Genomic DNA, 23536 nt, shown 5'->3' with positions numbered 1-23536 from the left:
CGCCCCGCGCGACGCGATCTCTGTGCCGCCGAACGCACCCTTACGATGGGACCCATGACTGCTTCGCCTGGCCGCCGTGTCCTGCTCGCCGCCCCCCGGGGCTACTGCGCGGGTGTGGACCGCGCCGTGATCGCCGTCGAGAAGGCCCTGGAGCAGTACGGGGCCCCGGTCTACGTCCGGCACGAGATCGTCCACAACAAGTACGTCGTGCAGACCCTGGAGAAGAAGGGCGCCGTCTTCGTCGAGCGCACGGAGGAGGTTCCGCCGGGCAACATCGTGATGTTCTCGGCGCACGGCGTGGCCCCGACCGTCCACGAGGAGGCCCGGCAGGGCCGGCTCGCCACCATCGATGCCACCTGCCCGCTGGTCACCAAGGTCCACAAGGAAGCCGTCCGGTTCGCGAACGAGGACTACGACATCCTGCTGATCGGCCACGAGGGCCACGAGGAGGTCATCGGCACCTCCGGCGAGGCCCCCGACCACATCCAGCTCGTCGACGGCCCCGGTGACGTCGACAAGGTCGAGGTCCGCGACCCGTCGAAGGTGGTCTGGCTGTCCCAGACCACACTGTCCGTGGACGAGACCATGGAGACCGTCGACGCGCTGAAGACGAAGTTCCCCGGGCTCGTCTCCCCGCCCAGCGACGACATCTGCTACGCCACGCAGAACCGTCAGCAGGCCGTGAAGCAGATGGGCGCCGAGGCCGACCTCGTCATCGTCGTCGGCTCGCGCAACTCCTCCAACTCCAAGCGCCTGGTCGAGGTCGCCAAGCTGGCCGGCGCCCGCGCCGCGTACCTGGTGGACTTCGCCGACGAGATCGACGAGGCGTGGCTCGAGGGCGTCGGCACGGTCGGCGTCACCTCCGGCGCGTCCGTGCCCGAGGTGCTGGTCGAGCAGGTGCTGGCCTGGCTCGCCGAGCGCGGCTTCGAGGACGTGGAGATCGTCAAGGCCGCCGAGGAGTCCATCACCTTCTCGCTGCCCAAGGAGCTGCGCCGCGACCTGCGCGAGGAGGCGACCTCCCTGGTCGCCGAGCGCGGCGGATCCGGTCCGGCCGAGGCGTGACGGTCCGATCGGGTCGGTCCGTGACGTGACCGTCAGTGGTCCGTCGTAACGTGGTGCCATGCAGATCTTCGGCGTGGACATCGGCGGATCCGGGATCAAGGGTGCCCCTGTCGACCTGGACAGGGGCGACCTCGCGCAGGAGCGCCACAAGGTCCTGACCCCACACCCGGCGACACCGGACGGCGTGGCCGACGGCGTGAAGGAGGTCGTCGACCACTTCGGCTGGAGCGGCCCGGTCGGCCTCACCTTTCCGGGCGTGGTCACCGGCGGAGCCATGATCCGCACGGCGGCCAACGTCGACCCCGGCTGGATCGACACCGACGCGCGCGCCCTGTTCGCCGAACGGCTCGGCGGGCTGCCGGTGACCGTGGTCAACGACGCCGACGCGGCGGGCGTCGCCGAGATGCGCTACGGCGCCGGCAAGGACCGCCGGGGCACGGTGATCATGCTGACCTTCGGCACCGGCATCGGCAGCGCGGTCTTCACCGACGGCGCCCTGGTCGCCAACACCGAGCTGGGCCACCTGGAGCTGAACGGCCACGACGCGGAGAAGCGCGCCTCCAGCAAGGTCAAGGAGGACCACGACCTGTCGTGGGAGCAGTGGGCCCACCGGGTGCAGAAGTACCTCGCGCACGTGGAGATGCTGTTCTCCCCGGAGCTGTTCATCATCGGCGGCGGCGTCAGCCGCAAGTCCCACAAGTTCCTGCACCTGATCGAGGGCATCAGAGCCGACATCGTCCCCGCCCAGCTGCAGAACAACGCGGGCATCGTGGGCGCGGCGATGCGCGCGGCGGCCCGCAGCTAGGGTCCGTCGTTCGGGTCAGGCCGGCCCCGTCTGTCCGCGTCCCGTGGCCTGCCGCCGGCGGTGGTGGGCCAGGGCGAGGCGGCGGGTGACGGCGATGGCGCCGGCGGTCAGGGTGCCGGCGTACAGCCAGCCCGCCTCGGTGGCCAGCGCCGTGACGAGGTTCATCAGCCGTGCGCCGAGTCCGTCACCGCTGTCGACCAGGGGCACCAGCCCCGCGGCGAAGGCGATGGGCAGCACGACGGGGGCGGTCAGCAGATCCCCCTTGCGCACCCATACCGTGGTGAGCACGCACACCGGCAGGAAGAGCACGCCGTACGCGGTCGGCGTGGCGGACCAGGAGCCGAACAGCACCCGCAGGGCCAGCCCCAGCACGATCATCACGGCCCCGCAGAACAGCCCGCCGCCGAGCCCGGTCAGCCGCGGGTTGGGCAGTCGGCGCGCGGGCCGGGCGAGTGGGGGAGCGGGCCGCCGCACGGTGACCGCACGGCGCTGAACCGCCCCCGCGTCGCGGCCTGCGTCGGCCCGGCGGTCGGCCCCCGCAGCCGGCCGGCCCGGGCGTCCGCCGTCCGGACCGGGCCTCCCGCGCCGGGCCTGCGGCGGCAGCGGCGACGGTGCCGGCGTGCGGCGGCGCGGTGCGGGCTGGGCGTGTCGCGTCCTGTGCTGCTCCATTGGACCAACTTAGGTCGGTTCGCACGTCCGCTCACACCCCGGACACGCCGTTCGGCGGAGCCCGGCCAACCGTTCGGGACGACCTCGGGTCCCGGCGCACTCACCCCGTAGACTGGTGGATCGGCCCCTCCCCGGGACCCGCCGCCCTCCACCCTCACGTAACGGGAAGTCGCAACGTGTCGCTCACGATCGGAATCGTCGGTCTGCCCAATGTCGGCAAGTCGACCCTGTTCAACGCCCTGACCAAGAACGACGTGCTGGCGGCCAACTACCCGTTCGCCACGATCGAGCCGAACGTCGGCGTGGTCGGCGTGCCCGACCCCCGCCTGGCGAAGCTGGCCGGGATCTTCTCCTCCGAGCGGGTCCTGCCCGCCACGGTCGACTTCGTCGACATCGCCGGCATCGTGCGCGGTGCGTCCGAGGGCGAGGGCCTGGGCAACAAGTTCCTCGCGAACATCCGCGAGTCCGACGCGATCTGCCAGGTCATCCGCGCCTTCAAGGACGAGAACGTCGTCCATGTCGACGGCAAGGTCTCGCCGAAGGACGACATCGAGACGATCAACACGGAGCTGATCCTGGCGGACCTCCAGACGATCGAGAAGGTCCTCCCGCGCCTCCAGAAAGAGTCCCGGATCAAGAAGGACGTGGCGCCGAAGGTCAAGGCCGTCGAGGAGGCCAAGGAGATGCTGGAGAAGGGTGACACGCTGTTCTCCCAGGGCATCGTCCAGGGCACCGCGCGCGCGGAGCTCCTCCACGACCTGCACCTGCTGACGACGAAGCCCTTCCTCTACGTCTTCAACGTCGACGAGGACGAGCTGGTCGACGAGGACTTCAAGAACGAGCAGCGGACCCTGGTCGCCCCCGCCGAGGCGATCTTCCTCAACGCCAAGCTGGAGGCGGACCTCGCCGAGCTGGACGAGGAGGAGGCGATGGAGCTGCTGGAGTCCGTCGGCCAGCACGAGCCGGGCCTCGCCACCCTCGCGCGCGTCGGTTTCAACACCCTGGGCCTGCAGACCTACCTGACGGCCGGCCCCAAGGAGTCCCGCGCCTGGACGATCAAGAAGGGCGCCACCGCCCCCGAGGCCGCCGGCGTGATCCACACCGACTTCCAGAAGGGCTTCATCAAGGCCGAGGTCATCTCCTTCGACGACCTGGTCGCCACCGGCTCGGTGGCCGAGGCCCGCGCGAAGGGCAAGGCCCGCATGGAGGGCAAGGACTACGTGATGCAGGACGGGGACGTGGTGGAGTTCCGGTTCAACGTGTGAGCGCGGCAGAAGGGGGTCGGACTCTCCGGAGTCCGACCCCCTTCTGTTTTCCCGTGCTGCCGCCTACTTGCTCCTCCGGCGGGGTGAGCTGGTCGAGATCCAGACTGATCTCGAAAGGCACAGGCCGCTTCAGACTGCCCCGGAAAATGCCGGCGGGCGCGTAGACACCAGTCGGTTCGTCGAGTTCGTAGACGTGGACGACGGGGGTGCCGCCTTCGTCCTCGACGCACCAGTAGTGCGGGATGCCGGCCTCCGCGTACTTGCGGAGCTTGACCGTGCGGTCCCGGTGCGCGGACTCCGGTGAGACGACCTCGATGACGAGCCGCACCTCATCAGGGGTGAACCAGGTGCGGTCGCCGTCGTAGGCGGCCGTCGTCAAGAGCAGATCGGGCTCGGGCCGGTTTCGCTCGTCGAGCCTTGTGGTCATCTCGCGGCCGACTCTGACATCGCTGGGCGCCTGCTCCATGAGGGCGACAGTGAGCATGGTGACGAGGTGGCCATGCCGCCATCACTGGGGCGACGTCATGAAGACGAGGGCTCCGTCGATCAGCTCGGTGTGGCGGGGTGCCTCGGGGAGGCGGTCCAGGTCCTCCGCGAACCAGCCTTCCTCGCGCGGCGGGCGCATCCAGTCGGGCAGTGCGGTCATGGCTAAACCACTCGGCGAGGTCCGGGCCACGAGATCGTCAACGAACGACCGCGGTGCCCCCCGCCCGCACCGCCTCCCGCGCCGCCCGGGCGTACGCCCGGACCAGTGGTCGGTCCGCGTCCGCTCGCCGCCACGCCAGTACGTACCGGCTGGGGGACAGGCCCCGTACCGGGCGGGTGGTCACGCCACCGAGGGTGATCAGGGGGGCGTTGCCCGCCGCGACCAGGCAGATGCCGAGGCCGGCGACCAGGGCCTCGTAGGTCTCCTCCGTGCCGGCGATCTCCGCGCCGATGCGGGGCGGCCGGCCGGCGCGTTCGGGCAGGGCGAGCCAGTGGTCGCGCAGGACGCCGGCGCTCGGCGGCAGGGCGAGGAACGGCTCGTCCGCCAGGTCCGCGAAGTCGATCTCGGGCCGGTCGGCGAGCGGATGGGTGTCGGGGAGGGCGACCAGGCGGGGTTCCTCCGCGAGCGCCGTCCAGCCGTAGCGGGTCTCGTCGGGCAGCGGCAGCCAGACGAAGGCGACGTCCGCCGTGCCGTCCGCGAGTCCCGCCGTCGGGTCGTCCCAGCCGACCTGCCGCAGCCGCAGCGTCACCTGCGGGTGGGCCGCGGTGAAGCGGGAGCGGATCGCCGGGAGCAGACCCCCGCGGCCCGGACTGGTGCTCATGCCCACCACCAGCGTGCTGCGCTGCGCGGCCCTGGCCGCCTCCAGCACGGCCGAGCCCTCCTCCCACGCGGCCAGCACGTTCCGCGCGTGCGGCAGCAGGGCCTCGCCCGCCGGCGTCAGGGACACGCCGCGGTGATCGCGGTGCAGGAGTTGCACACCCACCTGCCGCTCCAGCGCCCGGATCTGCTTGCTCAGCGCGGGCTGCGACACGTACAGCCGCTCGGCGGCACGGGTGAAGTGCAGCTCCTCGGCGACGGCCAGGAAGTAGCGCAGGTCCCGCACGTGGACGTCCGTGGTCATGCCCATCGGTTATCACCGGAGGTCTTGGACGCACAACTCCCCACACCGGCAGGCTGGTTTCAGGACGAGAGCGAGGAGAGGTCATGAACAAGGTGTGGCTGGTGACCGGGGCGAGCAGCGGGTTCGGGCGGGCGATCGCCGAGGCGGCCGTCGCCACCGGTGATGTGGTCGTGGGCGCCGTGCGGCGACCCGAGGTGCTGGACGACCTCGTCGCCGCGCACCCCGACCAGGTGGAGGCGCTGCGTCTGGACGTCACCGACACGACGGCAGCCGCCGCGGCCGTCGAGGACGTCATCGCCCGGCACGGGCGGATCGACGTGCTGGTGAACAACGCGGGCCGCACCCACGTCGGCGCCTTCGAGGAGACCGGCGAGGCCGAGCTGCGCGAGCTGTTCGAGGTGCACGTCTTCGGGCCGGCGGCCCTCACCCGCGCGGTGCTGCCGCACATGCGCGAGCGGCGCTCGGGCGCGATCGTGCAGATGAGCAGCATGGGCGGGCAGATGTCCTTCGCCGGCTTCTCGGCGTACAGCGGAACGAAGTTCGCCCTGGAGGGACTGTCGGAGGGACTCGCCGACGAGGTACGGGAGTTCGGCATCAAGGTGCTGATCGTGGAGCCCGGCGCCTTCCGCACCGCGCTGTTCGCCGAGGGCCGCGCGGGCGTCAGCGCCGACAGCGGGCTCTACCCGAAGGTGACCGCGACACGCGGGCTCGTCGAGGGCGGCGACGGCACCCAGCCGGGCGATCCGGCCAAGGCTGCCGCGCTCATCCTGGACGCCCTGAACGCCGAGGAGACCCCGCTGCGTCTGCCGCTCGGCGAGGACGGCGTCGACGCGGTCCTCGGCCACCTCGACCAGGTCCGCGCCGACATCACCGCCTGGGAGAAGCGGACCCGGGCCACGGCGTTCGACGCGTAACCGGCAGTCAGACCGAGCGCACCGCCGAGCCGGTCCCGGACGGACGCACGCGTGGCGGCCCGCACCCGCGGCGGAAGACGCGACGGGCCGTAGTCGCCGACGGCGGGAAGGGGACGGGGTGGGGGGTGTCCGCCCGCAGTGGCCGGTACCGGGCAACAGCACCCCCGTCGGATACGGGCGGCCGGACCGAGGACGGACACCCCCCGCCCCGGCTCCGACTGACGGACGACCGCAGGCGCGACAGCCCACCACGCACCGCAACGGGCCGCCGCAGGCACAAAAATGGGCGCGGGGCTGTATTCGACATGCGGCTCCGCCGCGTGGGCGCGAGCAACCACAACGAACCCGCAGACAAAGAACCGGCCCAGTCGCCAGCCACCCCCGGCCACCACCCGCCCCCGACGCATGCGACTATCCGAGTCACACCCGCTCGCCCGCCCGCCCGCCCGAAGCAGGAGCACGGCACCCGTGTCCATACCGCCCCCGCCCCCCGGTCCCCAGCAGCCTCCGACCACGCCGGGGTCGTACCAGGCGCCCCCGCCGCAGGGGCCGTACCCGGCACCGGGCGGCTACCCGCCGCCGTATCAGCCCTGGGGGCAGGGCTACACCCCGTTCAACCGGCCCGCTCCGGTCAACGGCGTGGCCATCGCCGCCCTGGTCCTCGGTGCGCTGTGTTTCCTGCCCGCCGTCGGTCTGGTGCTGGGCGTCATCGCGCTGGTGCAGATCCGCAAGCGGGGCGAGCGGGGCAAGGGGCTGGCGATCGGCGGCGCCGTCCTGTCGACGATCGGGCTCGCCTTGTGGGTGCTGGCCCTCGCCACCGGCGGCGTCGCCGACTTCTGGCAGGGCATGAAGGACGGCGCCCGCGACAGCGCGGCCTTCTCGCTGCACAAGGGCCAGTGCTTCGACGAGCCCGGCGCGCTGGGCGGCGCCACCTACGACGTCGACGAGGTGCCCTGCGCGGGCCGGCATGACGGCGAGGTGTTCGGCACGTTCAACCTCCCGGCCGGCTCCCACTACCCGGGCGAGCGCGCCATCGACACCGCGGCGGAGAGCCGCTGTTATCCGCTCGCGGACGCCTACGCCATGGACAGCTGGGCGTGGCCCGGCGATGTCGACGTCTACTACTTCAGCCCCAGCAAGGACAGTTGGGCCCTCGGCGACCGCGAGGTGGCCTGCGTCTTCGGCAACACGGACGAGGACGGCACGCTCACCGGCTCGCTGCGCGCCGACGCGACCACGCTGGACGCGGACCAGGTCGCCTTCCTGACGGCCGCCCAGGAGGTCGAGAGGGCGCTGGACGACGAGCCCGAGGACCTGGCCGAGGACGATCTCGAGGGCAACCGGGTCTGGGCCCGCGAGATGAAGAGCGCGCTGGACCGGCAGATCTCCCAGCTCGAGTCGTACGGCTGGGGGGCCGGCCACCGCAGGCAGGTCGCCGCCTACGTCGAGGAGCTGCGGACCGCCCGCGGGCAGTGGGCGAAGGCCGCGAGCGCCACGGACCCGGACACCTTCGACGCGCACTACGCCGCGGGGTTCAAGGCCGTCGACGGCGCCCCGGCGGTGGCCGTCCGCAAGGCCCTGAATCTCGCCACGACGCCACCGTCGGACACCTACGGCGACTCGGGCGGGACCGACTCGGGCGGGACCGGCGACGCCGGTGACCTCGGCGGCTCCGGCGGTGGCGGCGGACTCGATGTGTGATCCCGTCCGGAGCGGGGAGAAAGTGCCTGCGTGACGCCTGGTTGAGGTTTCGAGCAGTGCCCTGCCCGACGCCCCACCACGCCCCCTTTCATCACTTCGAGTGATTCTCTGGCCTTCGCTTGCACCGCCGAACCCACGGTTGCCACGCTGTTGCTGTCTGTACAAGCTGATGGGAGCGGCCAGTGACATTCGGTGAGCAGCCGGCGTACCTGCGCGTCGCGGGTGATCTCCGCAAGAAGATCGTCGACGGCTCGCTGCCACCGCACACCCGGCTGCCCTCCCAGGCCCGCATCCGCGAGGAGTACGGCGTCTCCGACACCGTCGCGCTGGAGGCCCGCAAGGTCCTGATGGCCGAGGGGCTGGTCGAGGGCCGCTCCGGCTCCGGGACGTATGTGCGCGAGCGGCCGGTGCCGCGCCGTATCGCGCGCTCCGGCTTCCGGCCCGAACGGGGCGCGACCCCGTTCCGGCAGGAGCAGGCGGACGCCGAGGCGCGCGGCACCTGGGAGTCCAGCAGCGAGCAGGCGCAGGCGAGCCGCGCCGTGGCCGCGCGGCTCGGCATCGAGCCCGGCGAGCGTGTGATGCGCACCCGGTACCTCTTCCGCGAGTCCGGTGAGCCGATGATGCTGTCCACCTCCTGGGAGCCGCTCGCGGTCACCGGGCGTACGCCCGTGATGCTGCCCGAGGAGGGGCCGCTCGGCGGGATGGGCGTGGTGGAGCGGATGCGCGCCATCGACGTCATCGTGGACAACGTCACCGAGGAGGTCGGCGCCCGCCCCGGACTCGCCGAGGAGTTGCAGGCGCTCGGCGGTGTGCCCGGCCATGTCGTCCTGGTCGTCCAGCGCACCTACTACGCCTCCGGCCGCCCGGTGGAGACCGCCGACGTCGTCATCCCGGCCGACCGCTACCGGGTCGCGTACCACCTGCCGGTGAGGTAGCGCACACCTTTGCGGTATGCGCCCCGGCCGCCCCCTGGGGCCCGGTCCGCGCGCTCGGCGCCCGGCTGTGGGCCGCCCGCGCGAACCGTAGCGTTTCGGTCGTCTTCGCAGGTCGTCCCCGTTGTGGCTCCGCAGGCCCGGCAACGCGCCGAGCGGGCCTGTCGTGACGCGCGCACGGCGCATTCGTCCTCGTGCGCCCCGTCCGTACTGGCCGGTTGCCTACCTCTTCGTGAAAACCCGTGTTCGCTGCGTAAAGGCTGGGCGTAGGCTCGGGCATATGCGGATTGCGGTTTCCTTGTCGGGCGGGGACCGGTTCGCGCCGCGGACGGGGCGCGGACGAGCCGGGGTGGGAAGGAGCGGTGGGGCGCGATGAACGAGAGCACGATCTCCCTTCCCTGGCTCGTCATACGGCAGGACGACAACGGCAATCGCTACCGCGTGGGCAGGTACGCGACCCGGGCGGAGGCCCAGAGGATCGCCGACGGCCTCGATGCCACCGGCCACAAGCAGCTCTACTGGGTCGAACGGATCGGCCAGCACGCCCAGAGCGCCGACGGCACCCGGAACTGACCCGGGGGCGCCCTGGCATAGGCTCCGGCGCATGACGGATCGGATCGTGGTCGTCGGCGCCGCCCTGCTCGACGGCGGCCGGCTGCTCGCCGCGCGCCGCAGTGCGCCCCCGGAGCTGGCCGGCCGCTGGGAGCTGCCCGGCGGCAAGGTGGAGCAGGGCGAGACGCCCGAGGCCGCGCTGGTGCGCGAACTGCGTGAGGAACTGGGCGTCGACGCGGAGACGGTCGGGCGCGTGCCGGGACAGTGGCCGCTCAGGGAGCCGTACGTACTACAGGTGTGGACCGCCCGCCTGCTGCCCGGCTCGCCCCTGCCGCGCCCGCTGGAGGACCACGACGCGCTGCGCTGGCTCGGACCCGGCGAGATCTGGGACGTCGACTGGCTGGACCAGGACGTCCCGGCGGTACGGGCAACGCTGTCGGCGTTGGATTCCGGGGTGCGTTGACGCCATCCCACCGCCCAGCCCCCACCCGGCAGAGCTGACGCCTCCCCACCGCCCAACCCCCGGCAGGGAAGGGAAAGCAGGCCGGCGCCCCACGTCGGCCGCCCCGCGAGCGTCTTTACGCCGTTTGTGCCACAGTGCGCCCACGCGAGCGGTACCGGGTGCGGGATATCGGGTATGTGCCCATTAACCCCACGAAACCGGACAGGGTGGGAGACCGCTGGCCTGGGAAGTGATCGGTGTGATCGACACCGACGGCGACTGCGTCGAGTGGACGTTCCCCGCTGAGCCGGGCGCCGTGCGCGCCGCCCGCTCCGTGGTGCGGGCGCGGCTGCACACCTGGGACCTGGACAGCCTCGGCGACACCGCCGCCCTGCTGGTCAGCGAACTCGTCACCAACGCGCTCCGGCACGCCACCGGCCCCATCGGTGTCCGCCTGGTGCGGCTGGCCGGGCACGACGGCCAGGGCGTGCTGCGGGCGGAGGTCTCCGACCCGCTGCCCGACCCGCCCCGCGAGCGCACCCCGCACCCCGACGACGAGAGCGGCCGCGGGCTGCAACTGGTGGCATCGGCCTCCCGGCGCTGGGGCACCCGGCCCGGCGAGGGCGGCAAGACCGTGTGGTTCGAACTCGCGCTTCCCGGGTGAACGCCCGGCGGACGCACCACCGGTTCGCGACCGCGCGGGGCCGGGCACCGGGGCCGTACCGGTCGTGACCAATGCCGAACTGCGGGATTCGAGCACCTGCCGCCCGGTTAGAAGACAGGAAGTGTTGTCGCAGGACGGACCAAAAAGGGCCTGGACCGTGCTGTGATCGTGAACACCGTGTCGTGCGGCGCCGTAGTGCTGGATACTGCGGGCAGCCGCTGCCGGTGACCGATGCCGACGCGGTGAGCTGGAGGGGACGGTTCGCGTGAGCGAGATACCAGCGAAGGCCACGGAGTCCGAGGACCCGTCGGACGGCGCGAGGGCAACAGCCGCGGGCGCGCTCGCCTCCGATACGGAGCGGACCGGTGACACGCTGTGGCAGAGCAGCCCGCCCGGCTCCATCTACGACTACATCAAGGTCGCGTCCTTCTGCATCGGCGCCGACGGCCTCGTCGACCAGTGGAGCCTGCGCGCCGAGCAGATCTTCGGCATCTCCGCCGAACGCGCCGTCGGCATGGACCCCATAGAGGCGTTCGTCGACCCCGACCTGCGCGACCGCAGTCAGCGCAAGATGGCCGAGATCCTCGACGGCCGTGAGTGGACCGGCGTGGTCCCCTTCCGTGTGCCCCGCACCGAGGGCGACGCCGTCGACGGCCCGCCCGGCACCGGGGACGGCGGGCGCGGAGTCGACGGACTCGCCGAGGTGTACGTCATGCCGACGCGCACCAAGGAAGGCGAGAGGGCCGCCGTCTGCATCGTCGTGGACGTACGCACCCTGCGCAGCATCGAAACCGACCTCGCCGCCTCGCAGGCCATATTCGGCCAATCTCCGTTCGGCTTTCTGCTCATCGACACCGAGTTGAAGGTGCGCCGCGCCAATCAGCGGTTCGCGTCCACCTTCGGCGGCACCCCCGACGACCACCGCGGCAAGGGGGTGTACGACTATCTGCCCCGGCCGGAGGCCGAGCGGGTCACCGCGACGCTGCGCCGGGTCCTGCAGACCGGCGACTCCATCACGGACATGCACGTCACCGGATACGTGCCCGGCTCCGACGAGCGCCGCCACTGGTCCGTCAACCTCTATCGCGTGCACAGCGGTTCCGGCCGGCCCATCGGCGTCGCCTGGCTCGGCACCGACATCACCGCCCGCCGCGCCGCCGCCCGCGAGGCCGCCGCCGCGCGGCGCAATCTCGCCCTCCTCAACGAGGCGGGCGCCCGCATCGGCAACTCCCTCGACCTGGAGACCACCGCCCGCGAACTCCTCGACGTCGTCGTCCCCGGCTTCTGCGACCTCGCCACCGTCGACCTCTACCAGGGCCTGCTGGCCGGCGACGAGACCCCGCCCGGCCTCGCCGACGGCAGCGCGGAGATGCGGCGTGTCGCCTACGCCAGCGCCGTCGCCGACACACCGGTCCGGGGCGGCCCCGGCGAGAGCGTCGAGGTCGGCGCGGTCCACCACTACTCGTTCAACTCGCCCTGCGCCGAAGCCCTGCGCACCGCCCGCCCGCAGCGCGTGCCGGGCGAGGAGGGCGGCCTGGTGCAGTCCATGCTCGCCGTGCCGATGGTCGCCCACGACACCGTCGTAGGACTCGCGCTGTTCGCGCGGACCAAGGGCAGTGAGCCGTTCGGGGACCGGGACCGGGATCTCGCCGTCGAACTGGCGGCGCGGGCGGCGGTCTGTATCGACAACGCCCGGCTCTACCGGCGTGAGCACGAGCGGGCGTTGATACTGCAACGGTCCCTGCTGCCGCCCGGCGACCCGGTGGCCTCCGGGCTGGACATCGCCTGCCGCTACCTGCCCGGCAACGTCTCCACCGGGCGGCCCAGCGAGGTCGGCGGCGACTGGTTCGACGTCATCGAACTGCCCGGCCACCGCACGGCACTGGTGGTCGGCGACGTGATGGGGCGCGGGCTGCGCGCCGCCGTCGCCATGGGCGAACTCCGCACGGCCGTACGCACACTGGCCCTGCTCGACCTCGAACCCGCCGAAGTCCTCTCCGCGTTGGACGAGATCGCCCGCGGCCTCGGCACCCCCGGCGGCGTCCAGCAGGCCACCCGGGCCGCCCGGCGCCCGCGCGAGGCGGACCTGTCCGAGGTGTACCTCGCGACCTGCGTCTACGCCGTCTACGACTCCGTCACCCGCCGCTGCACCTTCGCCAACGCCGGCCACCTGCCGCCGGTGCTGGTCGAACCCGGCGAGGCGGCGCTGATGCTCGACGTGCCGCCCGGGATGCCGCTCGGCGTCGGCGGGGAGCCGTTCGAGGAGGTCGAGGTCGAGCTGCCGGAGGGCGCGCTGCTCGCCCTGTACACCGACGGGCTCGTCGAGTCCCGCGACCACCCCCTGGACGAGGGCCTGCAGGCGTTCGTCGGCGCGCTGACCGACCCCGCGCTGCCCCTGGAGGACGTCTGCGACCAGGTCCTCAACACCCTCGACACCCACCACGGCGAGGACGACATCGCCCTGCTGATGGCCCGCGTCCAGGGCCTGCCCGCCGACTCCGTCGGCGACTGGACCCTGCCGCGCGAGCCGCGCAGCGTGGGCCGGGCCCGCGAGTACGCGCGCTCCCAGCTGCTCGCCTGGGACCTGGAGCCGCTCGTCGACACCACCGAACTGCTGGTCAGCGAGCTGGTCACCAACGCCCTGAGATACGGCGAGGGCGAGATCCGGCTCCGGCTGCTGCTGGACCGCACCCTGGTCTGCGAGGTCTGGGACTCCGGCCTGGTACAGCCGCGCCGCCGCCGCGCCCGCGACACCGACGAGGGCGGCCGCGGACTGCAGCTCGTCGGCCTGCTCTCCGCGTCCTGGGGCTCACGCCGCACCCCGCGCGGCAAGACGGTCTGGTTCGAACTGGCCCTCCCCGACGGCGAGTCAGGCCCGGTGGACCCGGCGGAGGCCTTGCTGAGCCTGTTCTGACGCCGGCCCCGGGGCCTAGGGCCTGTCGAGGCGGCGGCGCGTCGCGGGGCCGCCGTAGGCCGCCGGCTCCGGTTCCTGCGGCGGGCCGTGCACGCGGACGTCCTGTTCGGCGTGGTCGCGGGCCGCGGCCGCCAGGGTGTCCGCGCCGACCAGGCCGGGCAGCGTGTCCGACGTGAGAGCCCGCTCGGCCGCCGCCAGCCGGGTGCGCGCCTGGGCGCCGACCACGCTCCGGTGCGTGGCGACGAAACCGTCCGCCGCGGCCACCGCGCTGTGCGCCGTCAGCCGCGCGGCCGCCGTCAGCACCCCCGCCCGCCCGGTGCTCACCGGCGCCAGCGCCCGCACGATCCGCCGCAGCTCCGCCAGCGGGTCGTAGGCCCGACCACCGGTCAGCTCCATGCGGACGGAGGCCAGCACGGCGTCCGCGTGCGCGATACGGGAGTGCAGATCCCCGGGCGGCACATCCGCCGGGGCGGTCCGGCGAGCCGCCGTCAGCTCCGCCTCCGCGCCGGTCAGGGCCGCCGGAAGCATCTGCCGGGCCGCTGTCAGTTCACGCGCCAGCCGGTCGACCGCGGTGACGAAGACCTCCGCCTGCGCCACGGCCCCCTCACCCGACCGCAGTCGTGCCGCCGCGCGGTCCCTCTCGCCCCGGTCGGCGGCCTGCCGGGCCTCGTTGAGCCGGGTGGTGGCCGTCACCAGGCGGTCCTTGGCCAGCTCGACGTACCCGGTGACCGGATCGAGCGCGCCGGCCGCGAACGCACCGTGCAGGTCCGCGAGCGTGTCCTGCGCCTGCCCGGTGCGGCCGGCCAGCGCCCGGAAACGGGCCTCCGCGACCGCGAGCGCGTCGGCCCCCGCGGTGTCCACCGCGCGGAGTTCACCGAAGGCGGCCGCCGTCGCGTCCAGGACGCGGCCCGCCTCCGCGCACCGGCCGACGATCCCGGCGAGCGTGTGCCGCCGCGCCGGTTCGTCCTGCCGCGGCAGGCCCTCGTCGTCGCGCTGCCGCAGCGCGAACGCCGCCGCCAGCTCGCCCTCCGCCTCCCGCAGCGCCCGCCTGAATGGCTCCAGGCGCGGCTCGTCGTACAGCTCCCGCGCGAAGTCCAGCTCCTCCCGGCTGGCGCGTACACACTCGTCGGCCTCCACCAGCGCCGCCTGTGCCTGCCGGTCGAGTTCGCCGGGGCTCGGTGTGTAGGGGTGGGACGGCAGGACGCCGGAAGAGGCGGCCGGGGGTGGGGCCGCGGTCGCGGGCGTCGTACGGGTGCGGGAGCGCCGGACGATGCGCACATAGCCGTAGCCGGCGAGCAGTCCGGCCGCCGCCACGGCGGCCACCGGCAGGACGAGATCCGTCGGGGACGTCTCGTCCTCACGCGGCTGCGCCGCCGCCGTGCGCGCGGCCGGTGCGGGACGGGTGATCGCAACCGGGGGCTCGCCGGCCGTCGTCATCCCCGGCAACAGCAGCCACACCACGCCCGTGGTGCCGCCCAGCAGCGCATGCGCCACCCGCACGGATATGTGCGACGTGGTGTGCCGCGGCCGGCCCCTGGGCGAGGATGACGTCACGTTTCGGAGCGTATGGCCCGGTATGACGGGCCGCGAGCCGGGCGCGTCCGGTGGGGCGCACGGACGAGGGAGGGGTACGGGGATGGAACAGCCGCAGCGTACGAAGGACCCGGAGGCGATATCCGGGGAGGGCGGCGAGCCGGAGCCGACCGCACCCCGCCCCGCGGGACGCCGGTGGCGTCTGGCCCGGCGTATCGCCCTCGTCGTCGTGCTGGTCCTGCTGCTGCCGGTGCTCGCCATCCAGATCGCCCTGCGCGTGAACTACACCGGCGACCCCGCCGACGGCACCCGCACCCGCGGCCGGGACGCCCTGTGGCTCGGGCACGCCTGGGTCGACGGCCGCATGAAGGACGCCGACGTCACCGCCCTCGGCCGGCGGCTCGCCGGCACCGGCATCCGCGACCTGTATGTGCACGCGGGGCCGCTGGAGCACGACGGGACGCTGCCCGCGTCGGCGTACCCGCGGGCGCGGTGGCTGGTCGCGGCGGTGCACCGGGAGCTGCCGGGGGTGCGGGTGCAGGCCTGGCTCGGTGACGTGCTGGCCACGGAGGGGCCGGACGGGCTGCGCCTGGAGCGGGCCGCGACCCGGGCGGCGATCGTCGGCTCCACCCGCGCGATCCTCGGCGCCGGCTTCGACGGCGCCCACTTCGACCTGGAGCCGCTGCACTCCGGCGACCGCGACTACCTCGGCCTTCTGGACGCCCTGCACCGCGAGACGACCGCCCGCGGGGCGCTGCTGTCCGTCGCCGCCCACCAGATCGACCCGCTGCCGGGCCTGCACTCCGTCATCGGCGCGGTTTCCGGGCACCCCAAGTGGTGGTCGCAGGAGTTCTTCGGCCAGGTCGCGCGCCGCGTCGACCAGATCGCCGTCATGTCGTACGACACGATGCAGCAGTGGGAGAGCACCTACGGCGGTTACGTCGCCCAGCAGACCTCCCTCGCCCTCGAGGTGACCCCGCCGTCCACCGACCTGCTGATGGGCCTGCCCTTCTACCACGAGAACCGCTTCGGCCACCGCGGCGCGGCGGAGACGGTCCCCGCGGGCGTACGCGGCGTCCGCCTCGGCCTGTCCCGCACGGACGCCGACCGCGGGAACTTCGGGGTCGCCCTGTACGTGGACTTCGCGGCGACGGAGGACGACTGGCAGGCGTACCGTGACGGCTGGCTTCGCTGAACGAAGGGGTGGGGGAGATGGATTACTCGTGGGTGGCGGCTCTGCTGGCCACCGTGGTGGTCGCGGCGCTCGGTGTGGTGACGCTGACGACGGGACGGGTGGCGCCCTGGGTGCGGGGCAGGATCGTCCGCCCGGCGCTGTGGGGCTCCGGGGCGCTTCTGTTCGCCGCGGGCATGGCGACGGGCCTCTCGACGCGGTTCTTCGACGTGTCCCTGGGCCTGGGCGACGGCCTGGCGGTGGCCACGCTGGTGCAGATCCTCGCCGGAGGCCTGCTTCAGCACCGCGCCCAGCGGCCCCGCCCCGCTACGACGAACGCCTCCTGATCTTCGAGCCGAGCCACACCAGTGGGTCGTACTTGCGGTCCACGGCCCGTTCCTTCAGCGGGATCAGGGCGTTGTCCGTGATCTTGATGCCTTCGGGGCAGACCTCCGTGCAGCACTTGGTGATGTTGCAGTAGCCGAGACCGTGTTCGTCCTGGGCCGTGCGTTTGCGGTCCAGGCCGCTCTCGGCGGCCGCGTCCAGGGGGTGCATGTCGAGTTCGGCGATGCGCATCAGGAAGCGCGGGCCGGCGAACGCCGTCTTGTTCTCCTCGTGGTCGCGCACGACATGGCAGGTGTCCTGGCACAGGAAGCACTCGATGCACTTGCGGAACTCCTGCGAGCGGTCCACGTCCTCCTGCATCATCCGGTACTCGCCGGGGCCGAGGCCGGTCGGCGGCACGAACGCCGGGACCTCGCGGGCCTTGGCGTAGTTGAAGCCGACGTCCGTGACCAGGTCCCGGATGACGGGGAAGGCGCGCAGGGGCGTGACGGTGACCGTCTCGGCCTCGTCGAACACCGACATACGGGTCATGCACATCAGCCGGGGACGGCCGTTGATCTCCGCCGAGCACGAACCGCACTTGCCGGCCTTGCAGTTCCAGCGCACCGCGAGGTCGGGCGCCTGCGTCGCCTGGAGGCGGTGGATGATGTCGAGGACGACCTCGCCCTCGTTCACCTCGACGGTGAAGTCCTCCAGGCCGCCGCCGGCCGCGTCCCCCCGCCACACCTTGAACCGTGCCTGGTAGCCGCTCATTCGTACAGCTCCTCTTCGGCGAGGTACTTGACCAGCTCCTCCTTCTCGAACAGGGCGAGCAGGTCGGGGCGGATGGGCTCGGTGCTCCCACGGACCAGGGTGATCTGACCGCGCGCGGGGTCCGACGCCGCGAGCGTGCCGGTGGGGTCGGTGAGCCGGCACAGCAGGTTCACCCGGCGCCAGGTGCGGTCCATCGACGGGAAGTCCTCCCGGGTGTGGCCGCCGCGCGACTCGGTGCGCTCCAGCGCCGCCCGGGCCACGCACTCGCTGACCAGCAGCATGTTCCGCAGGTCCAGCGCGAGGTGCCAGCCCGGGTTGAACTGCCGGTGGCCCTCCACCCCGGCCCGCCGGGCCCGCGCCCGCAGCTCACCGAGCTTGCGCAGCGCCTGCTCCATCTCGCCCTCCCGGCGGATGATGCCGACCAGGTCGTTCATGGTCTGCTGGAGCTCCTGGTGGAGGGTGTACGGGTTCTCCGGCGGCCCCTCCTCGCCCTCCGTCTCCGCCGAGAACGGCCGCAGCGCCTCCGCCGCCGCCGTGTTGACCTGGGCGTCGTCGACCCGCGGCCGCTCGTACGTCAGCGCCCCCGCGTACTCGGCGGCGTGCAGGCCCGCACGGCGGCCGAACACCAGCAGGTCGGACAGCGAGTTGCCGCCGAGCCGGTTCGAGCCGTGCATGCCGCCGGCGACCTCACCGGCCGCGTACAGCCCGGGCACCCCGCGCGCGGCGGCCGTGTCGGAGTCGACGGCGATGCCGCCCATCACGTAGTGGCAGGTCGGCCCGACCTCCATCGCCTCCGCGGTGATGTCGACGTCGGCCAGCTCCTTGAACTGGTGGTACATCGACGGCAGCCGCCGTTTGACGACCTCCGCCGGCATCCGCGTCGACACGTCCAGGAAGACCCCGCCGTGCGGGGAGCCGCGGTCCGCCTTCACCTCGGAGTTGATCGCGCGGGCCACCTCGTCGCGGGGCAGCAGTTCGGGGGGACGGCGGTTGTGGTCCGGGTCGTCGTACCAGCGGTCGGCCTCCTCCTCCGTCTCGGCGTACTTCTCCTTGAAGACGTCGGGGATGTAGTCGAACATGAACCGCTTGCCCTCGGAGTTGCGCAGGACCCCGCCGTCGCCGCGCACCGACTCGGTGACGAGGATGCCCTTCACCGACGGCGGCCAGACCATGCCGGTCGGGTGGAACTGCACGAACTCCATGTTCAGCAGCGGCGCGCCCGCGAGCAGGGCGAGGGCGTGCCCGTCACCGGTGTACTCCCACGAGTTCGACGTGACCTTGAACGACTTGCCGATGCCGCCGGTGGCGATCACGACGGCGGGCGCCTCCAGCACGAAGAAGCGCCCGCTCTCACGTTCGTAGCCGAAGACCCCGCTGACCCGGTCCCCGTCCTTCAGGACCCTGGTGACCGTGCACTCCTGGAACACCTTCAGACCCGACTCGTAGTCGCCGGTCTCCCGGTGGTCGGCCTGCTGGAGCGCCACGATCTTCTGCTGCAGGGTGCGGATCAGCTCCAGGCCGGTGCGGTCGCCGACGTGCGCCAGGCGCGGGTACTCATGGCCACCGAAGTTGCGCTGGGAGATCCGGCCGTCCTTCGTACGGTCGAACAGCGCGCCCCAGGTCTCCAGCTCCCAGACCCTCTCCGGGGCCTCCTTGGCGTGCAGCTCGGCCATGCGCCACTGGTTGAGGAACTTCCCGCCGCGCATCGTGTCGCGGAAGTGGACCTGCCAGCTGTCGTGTTCGTTGGCGTTGGCCATCGCCGCCGCGATGCCGCCCTCGGCCATCACGGTGTGCGCCTTGCCGAACAGCGACTTGCAGATCACCGCCGTACGGGCGCCCCGCTCGCGCGCCTCGATCGCCGCCCGCAGCCCGGCGCCGCCGGCACCGACCACGACGACGTCCCACTCCTGCCGGTCGACCACGGACATCGGTCAGTCCTCACTTGAGTCACTAGAAGAAGCGCGGATCGGCGAAGACCCCGGACGCGACGAGGTACACGTAGAAGTCGGCGAGGGCCACGCTCAGCAGGGACGCCCAGGCGAGCTGCATGTGCCGGGCGTTGAGCCGGCCGACGAACTGCCACATGCGGTAGCGCACGGGATGGATCGAGAAGTGCTTGAGCTTCCCGCCGACGATGTGCCGGCAGGAGTGACAGGACAGGGTGTACGCCCAGATCAGCACGATGTTGACGAGGAACACCACGGTGCCCAGACCCATGTGTCCCCAGCGGTAATGGGGGTCGCGGAAGGCGAGCACGGTGTCGTACGTCAGCACGCCCGCGACCAGCAGCGCCGCGTAGAAGAAGTAGCGGTGGACGTTCTGCAGGATGAGCGGGAAGCGGGTCTCGCCGGTGTACTTCGCGTGCGGCTCGGGCACCGCGCAGGCCGGCGGGGACGCCCAGAACCCGCGGTAGTACGCCTTGCGGTAGTAGTAGCAGGTCAGCCGGAAGCCCAGCGGGAAGATCAGGATGATGATCGCCGGCGAGATGCCCCACCAGCTGCCGAAGAGGTCGGCGTTGGGCCCGGCGTGCATGGTGCGGCAGTTCTCCGCCAGGCACGGCGAGTAGAACGGCGAGACGTACGGCGCCGCGTAGTAGTGAGCGTTGGCGAAGGCCCGCCAGGTCGAGTAGACGACGAAGGCGAGCAGACCGGCCGCGGTGGCGGCGGGGGCCAGCCACCAGCGGTCGGTGCGCAGGTGCGCGGCGGCAATGGCGGCGCGGGTCGTCGACCGGACGCCGCCGCTGCTGCTCGGACGGGGTTCCGTACCAGTGGCCACCGTTTACGGCTCCCGTCCGGTCAGGGGGCGTGCCGGTCGCGGGCGCCGAGGCCCTCGTCGTCGGAGTCGGTCCACAGGGACCCGTCGTAGGGGGTGTCGGGGATGCTGACGACCTCGGGCCGGGCGGCCTGGGCGGGGGAGATCGCCGAGCGCAGCAGCGAGATGCTCTCACGCAGATGGTCGGCGTCCATCCGGGCCCGGCGCATCTCCAGGCTGCCGCTGCCGAGCTGCTTCTCCAGACGCACCAGCGACCGGTAGAGGTCGTCGAGGCTGCGCTGGACTGACGTCAGTTCGTCGTGCACGGACATGACTTGCCCTCACTTCCGCGGGTCTTTCAGGCCCTGGGTGGCAACGCTCATGCGCCTGCGAGTGTTGCGCGTCACACCACGCGCTGTGAAGTGACGTGCACCGATTGGCGGAGGCGTACGGATGCATCGCCGGTTGCGTTGCGCCGCACGGGTGGCTTTACGGGCCGTCGCCGTCGTGTCGCTGGCTGTGTCCGGATCCTTTCCTCTTCAGTGGCTCCATCAAATCTGCATACGTGTGATCAGCTCCATATACCGCCAAACGTGATCATAACGCCCGCGGCTTCCCGGAGGTACTCCCAAGATGTCCCACGACGTCGTCGGACCGCGCGCCGTCATGCGCTCGGTCGCCTTCCTCACCGCGGGCGCGCTCGCGGTGACCGTGCTCACCGGCTGCAGTTCCGAGGACAAGGCCGGCAAGCCCCTCGCCGGGCAGGACATCGCCCGGGCCGCCCGCGCCCAGATCGCCGACGGCGGCACGCTGCGCTGGGCCGTCGACGCGGTCCCCGAGACGCTGAACACCTTCCAGTCCGACGCCGACGCCACCACCTCGCGCGTCGCGCAGGCCGTGCTGCCCTCCATGTACCGGCTCGACGCGCAGGGCCGGCCACAGCGCAACGCCGACTTCCTGGAGTCGGCGAAGGTCGTCGAGACCGAGCCCAAGCAGGTCGTGCTGTACAAGCTGAACCAGCAGGCCGTGTGGAGCGACGGCCGGGAGATCGGCGCCGCCGACTTCGCCGCGCAGTGGCGCGCCCTGTCCGGCAAGGACTCCGCCTACTGGTCCGCCCGCAACGCCGGGTACGACCGCATCGAGAAGATCGAGCGCGGCGCGAACGACCTCGAGGTCAAGGTCACCTTCGCCAAGCCCTACGCCGACTGGCGGTCGCTGTTCTCGCCGCTGTACCCGAAGGACGTCACGGGGACGCCGGACGCGTTCAACGACGGGGCGCGGCGCAAGCTGAAGGTCAGCGCCGGGCCGTTCAAGGTCCAGACGGTGGACAGCAAGGCCAAGGACGTCGTCCTCACCCGCAATCCGCGCTGGTGGGGGCACCCGGCCAAGCTGAACGAGATCGTGCTGCAGGCCGTGCCGCGCGACAAGCGGGCGCAGGCGCTGGCCGCGGGCAGCGTCGACATGGCCGAGATCGACCCGTCCGACGCCCAGCGCGTCACCGGAAGCGCCGGGGGCGCGGCCGGTCCGCTGCAGGGGCCCGGCGGCCGTACGGCGGTCAAGGCGCTGCGCACCTGGGCGGCGCAGCACGGCGCCGACGCCGAGCCCGGTGACGAGGAGCTGCGGGCCTGGGAGAAGCTGACCAAGGCGGTCGCCCAGGAGCAGAAGGAGAAGGAGGAGCTGCGCGCCTTCGAGGTGCGCAAGTCCTTCGAGGCGGCGTACACGCAGCTCGCGCTCAACGGCTCCGAGGGTCCGCTGGCCGACGAGCGGGTGCGGCGGGCGGTGGCGCGGGCGCTGGACCGGAAGCAGCTGGCCAAGCTGGTGCTGAAGCCTCTGGGGCTGCCGGCGGTGCCGGTGGGCAGCCATCTGGCGCTGTCCGGGCAGCCGGCGTACGCCGACAACAGCGGGGCGCTCGGCGACCAGGACACCGCGGAGGCGCAGGCGCTGCTCGCGGACGCGGGATGGGTGCCGGGCGGGCCGGTGGACGAGCAGAAGAAGGGGGAGAAGGCGGCCGGCGCGGAAGGGGACAAGCAGGGGGTGTCGGAGGACAAGCCGGGCCGCGGCAAGCCCGGCCCGGACGCGTCAGGGGGCGGCGACGTCGGCACCTACATCGTCGGCCAGGACGACAAGGCCGGGTGGCAGCCCGGGCACGGCGAGGACGGCGGACGCCACCTCGCGCAGGACGGCCGGCCGCTCGCCGAGTGGCAGCTGCGGCAGGGCGGGGCGCCGGGGGCGTACGCGCCGAAGGGAACGGCGGCGCCCGCGGGAGCGGGGTCGCGGGTGCTGGCGAAGGACGGCAAGCCGCTGACGCTCCGCTTCGTGCTGCCGTCGGGGGCGGGCTCGCAGACGTTGCGGCAGGTCGCGGACCGGATCTCCGCGATGCTGGCGAAGGTCGGGATCCGGACCGAGATCACCAAGGTGTCGGACGACAGCTACTTCAAGGACCACATCGCGACCGGCCAGTACGACCTGGCCCTGTACTCCTGGCCGGCCTCCGCCTTCCCGGCGACCGACGCCCGCCCGATCTACGCGAAGCCGGTACCGGCCGCCGACGGCTCGCTGACCGTGGAGCAGAACTACACACGGGTCGGCACGGACCAGGTCGACCAGCTCTTCGACCAGGCGATCGCGACGCTGGACCAGGACGAGGAACAGGACCTGATCCGCAAGGCGGACTCCCGCATCTGGGCCGCTGCAGGATCGATTCCCCTCTTCCAGCGCCCGCAACTGGTGGCCACGCGCACGTCCCTCGCCAACGCGGGAGCGTTCGGCTTCCAGACGCCGGTGTACGAGGACATGGGGTACCTGAAGAAGGGCGAGAAGATCACGGCGAGCCCGTCGTCGTAACGGGACGGGGACGGGGACGGGGCGGACGCTCTTGGTCAGGGTCCGCCCAGGGGCTGCGCCCCGGGCCCCGGGGTGGGTAGCGGCCCGCCCCGGGGGCCCAAGGCGGCGTGGGGCTGCGCCGCCGGGGGCGTTCGCCCACCCGCCCACCCGACTCGCTTGGCCCAGGAGGGGCCGCCGCGGGGCTCTGCCCCGGACCCCGCCCCGGGCCTGCGCCCTGGATCCCCGCCCCGCACCCCGTCCTGGGGCTGTGCACCAGCCCAGTTCTTCGGCTGAGCCCGGGAGCCCCTGCTGGGGGTCGTCGGCCGGTGAACTGCGGCGAGGCTGCGGAGCCGCCCCCGTGGCCCGGCGACTCCCCAGGGGACGGAGTCGCCGCCGGGGTCCGGGGCGGAGCCCCGTGCCGGAGGCTCCTGGCCGACCGAGTCGGGTGGGTGGGCAACCCCCGGGGTCCAGGGGCGGAGCCCCTGCCGGGATCTTGGGCAGAACCCCAGGGACGGCACCCGCACCACCCCCACCCGGCCGGAGCCCACGGCACCTGGCCGGAGCCGACCAACCCCTGGGCGGAGCCGCCCCACCCCGGCCGGAGCCCAGCGCCCCCCGGGGGAGCCCTCGGGA

General features: G+C 72.7%; 20 protein-coding genes and 1 pseudogene. 13 read left to right on the top strand and 8 right to left on the bottom strand.

The features are described 5' to 3' along the window. The first annotated feature begins 45 nt into the window (after positions 1-45). Positions 46-1062 (top strand): 4-hydroxy-3-methylbut-2-enyl diphosphate reductase, encoded by a 1017-nt coding sequence (locus tag ACF1GV_RS22850; RefSeq protein WP_391683771.1) that lies wholly within the window; start codon positions 46-48, stop codon positions 1060-1062. 58 nt (positions 1063-1120) lie between these two features. After that, positions 1121-1867 carry a polyphosphate--glucose phosphotransferase gene (gene ppgK / locus ACF1GV_RS22845; RefSeq protein WP_391683768.1) on the top strand — a complete coding sequence of 249 codons (747 nt, stop codon included), beginning with the start codon at positions 1121-1123 and terminating at the stop codon, positions 1865-1867. Between the two features lie 15 nt (positions 1868-1882). Here ppgK and ACF1GV_RS22840 read toward each other — a convergent pair whose 3' ends face one another. Further along, positions 1883-2536: a DUF6542 domain-containing protein gene (locus tag ACF1GV_RS22840; protein ID WP_391683765.1), complete on the bottom strand. Its 654-nt coding sequence runs from the start codon at positions 2534-2536 to the stop codon at positions 1883-1885. 176 nt (positions 2537-2712) lie between these two features. Between ACF1GV_RS22840 and ychF the strand changes: the two genes are divergently transcribed. Continuing rightward, a complete protein-coding gene (gene ychF / locus ACF1GV_RS22835; protein ID WP_391683762.1) occupies positions 2713-3801 on the top strand; it encodes a redox-regulated ATPase YchF in 1089 nt (362 codons plus the stop codon). Positions 3802-3877: 76 nt separating this feature from the next. Here ychF and ACF1GV_RS22830 read toward each other — a convergent pair. Next, positions 3878-4447 (bottom strand): annotated as a pseudogene (locus ACF1GV_RS22830) (Uma2 family endonuclease); the annotation flags it as partial. A 37-nt stretch (positions 4448-4484) separates the two neighbouring features. Beyond that, positions 4485-5414, bottom strand: coding sequence for a LysR family transcriptional regulator (locus tag ACF1GV_RS22825; RefSeq protein ID WP_391683760.1), 930 nt, complete (start codon positions 5412-5414; stop codon positions 4485-4487). A 77-nt stretch (positions 5415-5491) separates the two neighbouring features. Here ACF1GV_RS22825 and ACF1GV_RS22820 point away from each other — a divergent pair, with 77 nt between their 5' ends. From ACF1GV_RS22820 to ACF1GV_RS22790, 7 genes are all read left to right on the top strand, one after another. Continuing rightward, positions 5492-6322 carry an oxidoreductase gene (locus ACF1GV_RS22820; RefSeq protein WP_391683757.1) on the top strand — a complete coding sequence of 277 codons (831 nt, stop codon included), beginning with the start codon at positions 5492-5494 and terminating at the stop codon, positions 6320-6322. Between the two features lie 468 nt (positions 6323-6790). Next, on the top strand, positions 6791-8023 hold the full coding sequence (locus ACF1GV_RS22815; protein ID WP_391683754.1) for a DUF4190 domain-containing protein: 1233 nt from the start codon (positions 6791-6793) through the stop codon (positions 8021-8023). A gap of 182 nt (positions 8024-8205) precedes the next feature. After that, positions 8206-8958 carry a GntR family transcriptional regulator gene (locus ACF1GV_RS22810; RefSeq protein ID WP_391683752.1) on the top strand — a complete coding sequence of 251 codons (753 nt, stop codon included), beginning with the start codon at positions 8206-8208 and terminating at the stop codon, positions 8956-8958. A gap of 369 nt (positions 8959-9327) precedes the next feature. Continuing rightward, positions 9328-9528, top strand: a complete 201-nt coding sequence (locus ACF1GV_RS22805) for an SPOR domain-containing protein (RefSeq protein WP_391683749.1) — start codon at positions 9328-9330, stop codon at positions 9526-9528. Positions 9529-9559: 31 nt separating this feature from the next. Next, positions 9560-9970 carry a (deoxy)nucleoside triphosphate pyrophosphohydrolase gene (locus tag ACF1GV_RS22800; protein WP_391683748.1) on the top strand — a complete coding sequence of 137 codons (411 nt, stop codon included), beginning with the start codon at positions 9560-9562 and terminating at the stop codon, positions 9968-9970. A gap of 238 nt (positions 9971-10208) precedes the next feature. Continuing rightward, positions 10209-10613 (top strand): ATP-binding protein, encoded by a 405-nt coding sequence (locus ACF1GV_RS22795; protein WP_391683745.1) that lies wholly within the window; start codon positions 10209-10211, stop codon positions 10611-10613. A gap of 265 nt (positions 10614-10878) precedes the next feature. Continuing rightward, positions 10879-13527, top strand: a complete 2649-nt coding sequence (locus tag ACF1GV_RS22790) for a SpoIIE family protein phosphatase (protein WP_391683743.1) — start codon at positions 10879-10881, stop codon at positions 13525-13527. A gap of 15 nt (positions 13528-13542) precedes the next feature. Here ACF1GV_RS22790 and ACF1GV_RS22785 read toward each other — a convergent pair whose 3' ends face one another. Then, positions 13543-15081 carry a hypothetical protein gene (locus tag ACF1GV_RS22785; RefSeq protein ID WP_391683740.1) on the bottom strand — a complete coding sequence of 513 codons (1539 nt, stop codon included), beginning with the start codon at positions 15079-15081 and terminating at the stop codon, positions 13543-13545. Positions 15082-15103: 22 nt separating this feature from the next. On the opposite strand from ACF1GV_RS22785, the gene ACF1GV_RS22780 reads away from it, so the two are divergent. Together ACF1GV_RS22780 and ACF1GV_RS22775 are read left to right on the top strand one after the other, a co-directional pair. Beyond that, positions 15104-16255 carry a hypothetical protein gene (locus ACF1GV_RS22780; protein WP_391683738.1) on the top strand — a complete coding sequence of 384 codons (1152 nt, stop codon included), beginning with the start codon at positions 15104-15106 and terminating at the stop codon, positions 16253-16255. A gap of 17 nt (positions 16256-16272) precedes the next feature. Continuing rightward, positions 16273-16578 carry a hypothetical protein gene (locus ACF1GV_RS22775; RefSeq protein WP_391683735.1) on the top strand — a complete coding sequence of 102 codons (306 nt, stop codon included), beginning with the start codon at positions 16273-16275 and terminating at the stop codon, positions 16576-16578. Here the strand turns inward: ACF1GV_RS22775 and ACF1GV_RS22770 are convergent. From ACF1GV_RS22770 to ACF1GV_RS22755, 4 genes are read right to left on the bottom strand one after another with little or no spacing between them, the layout of a single operon-like run. Then, entirely contained in the window at positions 16559-17329 is a 771-nt protein-coding gene (locus tag ACF1GV_RS22770; protein WP_391683732.1) for a succinate dehydrogenase/fumarate reductase iron-sulfur subunit, read from the bottom strand. The genes ACF1GV_RS22775 and ACF1GV_RS22770 overlap by 20 nt on opposite strands. Beyond that, a complete protein-coding gene (locus ACF1GV_RS22765) occupies positions 17326-19257 on the bottom strand; it encodes a fumarate reductase/succinate dehydrogenase flavoprotein subunit (RefSeq protein WP_391683729.1) in 1932 nt (643 codons plus the stop codon). Before ACF1GV_RS22765 ends, ACF1GV_RS22770 begins: the two co-directional genes overlap by 4 nt. 22 nt (positions 19258-19279) lie before the next feature. Next, positions 19280-20104: a hypothetical protein gene (locus ACF1GV_RS22760; protein WP_391683727.1), complete on the bottom strand. Its 825-nt coding sequence runs from the start codon at positions 20102-20104 to the stop codon at positions 19280-19282. A gap of 20 nt (positions 20105-20124) precedes the next feature. Further along, positions 20125-20412: a hypothetical protein gene (locus tag ACF1GV_RS22755; protein WP_363267384.1), complete on the bottom strand. Its 288-nt coding sequence runs from the start codon at positions 20410-20412 to the stop codon at positions 20125-20127. A gap of 301 nt (positions 20413-20713) precedes the next feature. On the opposite strand from ACF1GV_RS22755, the gene ACF1GV_RS22750 reads away from it, so the two are divergent. Beyond that, positions 20714-22924, top strand: coding sequence for an ABC transporter family substrate-binding protein (locus tag ACF1GV_RS22750; RefSeq protein ID WP_391683723.1), 2211 nt, complete (start codon positions 20714-20716; stop codon positions 22922-22924). Positions 22925-23536: the final 612 nt, after the last annotated feature.

The sequence above is a fragment of the Streptomyces sp. NPDC014006 genome, from assembly GCF_043088925.1.
In the GTDB taxonomy this organism is placed as follows: domain Bacteria; phylum Actinomycetota; class Actinomycetes; order Streptomycetales; family Streptomycetaceae; genus Streptomyces.
The sequence above is the reverse complement of the archived record's forward strand: the minus strand, read 5'-3'. Positions and strand labels throughout refer to the sequence as shown.

What these genes read in the sequence shown, in the direction of transcription:
- ACF1GV_RS22850 (WP_391683771.1), top strand. Translation starts at nt 46, where the DNA reads ATGGGACCCATGACTGCTTCGCCTGGCCGCCGTGTCCTGCTCGCCGCC.
- ppgK (WP_391683768.1), top strand. Translation starts at nt 1,121, where the DNA reads ATGCAGATCTTCGGCGTGGACATCGGCGGATCCGGGATCAAGGGTGCC.
- ACF1GV_RS22840 (WP_391683765.1), bottom strand. Translation starts at nt 2,536, where the DNA reads ATGGAGCAGCACAGGACGCGACACGCCCAGCCCGCACCGCGCCGCCGC.
- ACF1GV_RS22825 (WP_391683760.1), bottom strand. Translation starts at nt 5,414, where the DNA reads ATGGGCATGACCACGGACGTCCACGTGCGGGACCTGCGCTACTTCCTG.
- ACF1GV_RS22820 (WP_391683757.1), top strand. Translation starts at nt 5,492, where the DNA reads ATGAACAAGGTGTGGCTGGTGACCGGGGCGAGCAGCGGGTTCGGGCGG.
- ACF1GV_RS22805 (WP_391683749.1), top strand. Translation starts at nt 9,328, where the DNA reads ATGAACGAGAGCACGATCTCCCTTCCCTGGCTCGTCATACGGCAGGAC.
- ACF1GV_RS22800 (WP_391683748.1), top strand. Translation starts at nt 9,560, where the DNA reads ATGACGGATCGGATCGTGGTCGTCGGCGCCGCCCTGCTCGACGGCGGC.
- ACF1GV_RS22780 (WP_391683738.1), top strand. Translation starts at nt 15,104, where the DNA reads ATGACGGGCCGCGAGCCGGGCGCGTCCGGTGGGGCGCACGGACGAGGG.
- ACF1GV_RS22775 (WP_391683735.1), top strand. Translation starts at nt 16,273, where the DNA reads ATGGATTACTCGTGGGTGGCGGCTCTGCTGGCCACCGTGGTGGTCGCG.
- ACF1GV_RS22770 (WP_391683732.1), bottom strand. Translation starts at nt 17,329, where the DNA reads ATGAGCGGCTACCAGGCACGGTTCAAGGTGTGGCGGGGGGACGCGGCC.
- ACF1GV_RS22765 (WP_391683729.1), bottom strand. Translation starts at nt 19,257, where the DNA reads ATGTCCGTGGTCGACCGGCAGGAGTGGGACGTCGTCGTGGTCGGTGCC.
- ACF1GV_RS22755 (WP_363267384.1), bottom strand. Translation starts at nt 20,412, where the DNA reads ATGTCCGTGCACGACGAACTGACGTCAGTCCAGCGCAGCCTCGACGAC.
- ACF1GV_RS22750 (WP_391683723.1), top strand. Translation starts at nt 20,714, where the DNA reads ATGTCCCACGACGTCGTCGGACCGCGCGCCGTCATGCGCTCGGTCGCC.